Origin of the sequence: Streptomyces phaeochromogenes, from assembly GCF_001418655.1 — a bacterium.
GTDB lineage: Bacteria > Actinomycetota > Actinomycetes > Streptomycetales > Streptomycetaceae > Streptomyces > Streptomyces phaeochromogenes.
Map to the genome: position 1 here is coordinate 1 of NZ_LIQZ01000545.1, position 2133 is coordinate 2133.

Annotated in this window: 1 protein-coding gene and 1 pseudogene; both read left to right on the top strand. The window is 70.8% G+C overall.

Annotated features, from left to right (window positions below; translation table 11 throughout):
- Nucleotides 1-659, top strand: a pseudogene (locus AOK17_RS45325) (ATP-grasp domain-containing protein); the annotation flags it as partial.
- 154 nt (nt 660-813) lie between these two features.
- Entirely contained in the window at nt 814-2016 is a 1203-nt protein-coding gene (locus AOK17_RS45330) for an FAD-dependent oxidoreductase (RefSeq protein WP_055618495.1), read from the top strand.
- The last annotated feature ends 117 nt before the right edge of the window (nt 2017-2133 follow it).

Genomic DNA, 2133 nt, shown 5'->3' on the forward strand with positions numbered 1-2133 from the left:
TCGCGCGCGACTGGGGCGAGCACCCCGGCGTGATCCTCCAGGAGTATCTGCCCAGGGAGGACGCCGAGGACTGGATCGTGCACGCCTACTTCGACGCGGACTCGACGCCGCTCGCGATGTTCACCGGCGTCAAGGTCCGCTCCTGGCCGCCGCACGCGGGGATGACGGCGAACGCGTACGTGGTCGACAATCCGGAACTCGCGGACATCGCCGCGCGTTTCATCAAACAGATCGGCTTCAGTGGCGTCATCGACCTCGACCTGCGCTTCGACCGGCGCGACGGCCAGTACAAACTGCTCGACTTCAACCCGCGGATGGGCGCGCAGTTCCGGCTCTTCGAGAACGAGTCGGGGATCGACGTCGTCCGTGCCATGCATCTGGACCTGACCGGCCGCACCGTTCCGGAGGGGGAACAGCTCGCGGGCCGGCGCTACATCGTGGAGAACATCGACCTGCCCGCCCTGCTCGCCTACCGCCGCAGCGGCTATACGACACCGCACGCCCCGGCCCACGCGATTGGCACGGAGCTGGCGTGGCTGGCGGCGGACGACCTGCGGCCGTTCTTCACCATGCTCGCTCGCTTCGTACGGCCCGGGGTGAAGCACATGTACCAGCTGTGGCGGACCAACCGCCGGAGGACCCGTCCGAGCGCGGGGTGAGGGCCTGCCCGAGCACGAGCCGACAGTACGACGGGCCGGCAGTACGACGAGTCAGCAGTACGCAGCACATGCCAGTGCACAACACATGTCAGTACGCAGCACATGTTGATGCTGACCACGAAGTGACGAAGCAGCGTCCTGGGGAGGGGACTTCGTGATGGAGCCGGTGGCAGTGATCGGTGCCGGGCCCTTCGGCCTGTCCACCGCCGCGCATCTGCGAGCGCGCGGCATTCCGGTACGGGTGTTCGGTGAGCCCATGGTGAGCTGGCGTGCGCACATGCCTGAGGGGATGCTGCTGAAGTCGACCCCGGCCGCCTCGAACATCGACGCCCCGCAGCCCGGGCACAACCTCGTCGACTACTGCGACGCGGCCGGCATCCGCCGGCTCGTCACGGACGAGGACATCGTCCCGGTCGAGACGTTCGTCGCTTACGGGGAGTGGTTCCGGCAGAAGCTCGTGCCGGACCTGGAGCGGGTGCGGGTCGTGTCGGTCGACCGGCGTGGCTCGGGCGGCTTCGAACTCAAGCTGGACTCCGGGGAGTTGTTCACCGCGCGGGCTGTCGTCGTCGCGACCGGGCTGTCCGGGCTGGCGCATCTGCCGCCCGAACTGGCCTCGGCCGCGCCCGACGGACCGACCCCCACGGGGCCCGTCTCGCACAGCTCGCAGCTCCACGACCTGTCCCGGTTCTCCGGCAAGGAGCTGATCGTCGTGGGCGCGGGCCAGTCCGCCCTGGAGACGGCGGCGCTCGCGGCGGAGGCGGGCGCGCAGGTGCGCGTGGTGGCGCGCGGCAAGGGCTCGGTCGCCTTTGGCGCGCCCCCGTGGACGCAGCCGCGGCTGCGCCCCGAGTCGCCCTTCGGCCGGGCCTGGTCGCTGTGGGCACTCAGTTACTACCCCCATCCGTACCGCCATCTGCCGCCGCAGGCCCGGCACTTCCTCGTCCGCCGGGTGCTCGGCCCTCTCGGCGCCTGGTGGCTGCGGGAGCGGTTCGAGGGGAAGGTGCAGGTCAGCGAGGTGTCGCGGATCGTCCGCTCCGGATCGGCGGGTGGCCACCCGGCCCTCGCCGTCCAGACCCTCGACGGACGCGTCGAGGAACTCTCCGCGGACCACGTCGTCGCCGCGACCGGATACCGCGTCGACCTCGCCGCGATGGACTTCCTCGGGCACGAACTGCGTACGGAGCTGGCGGTGAGCCGGGGCACACCGAAGCTGGGTGCCGGGTTCAGGTCCTCCGTACCCGGGCTGTACTTCACGGGGCTGCCGGCGGCGGCTTCGTACGGGCCCGTGATGCGGTTCGTGTGCGGGACGGAGTTCGCCTCACCGAGGCTGGTCCGGCATCTGGTGGGGGCGCGCGGCTGAACGGAACCTCCGGTTCGTGCGCGTACGCATCAACGCGTCGCCGAAGCCGCCGAGCGGCGCGAAGGCCGCGCGCGAGCCGTGTCCATGGGACGGGGCCGGGCACGGGGAGTTGGGGCC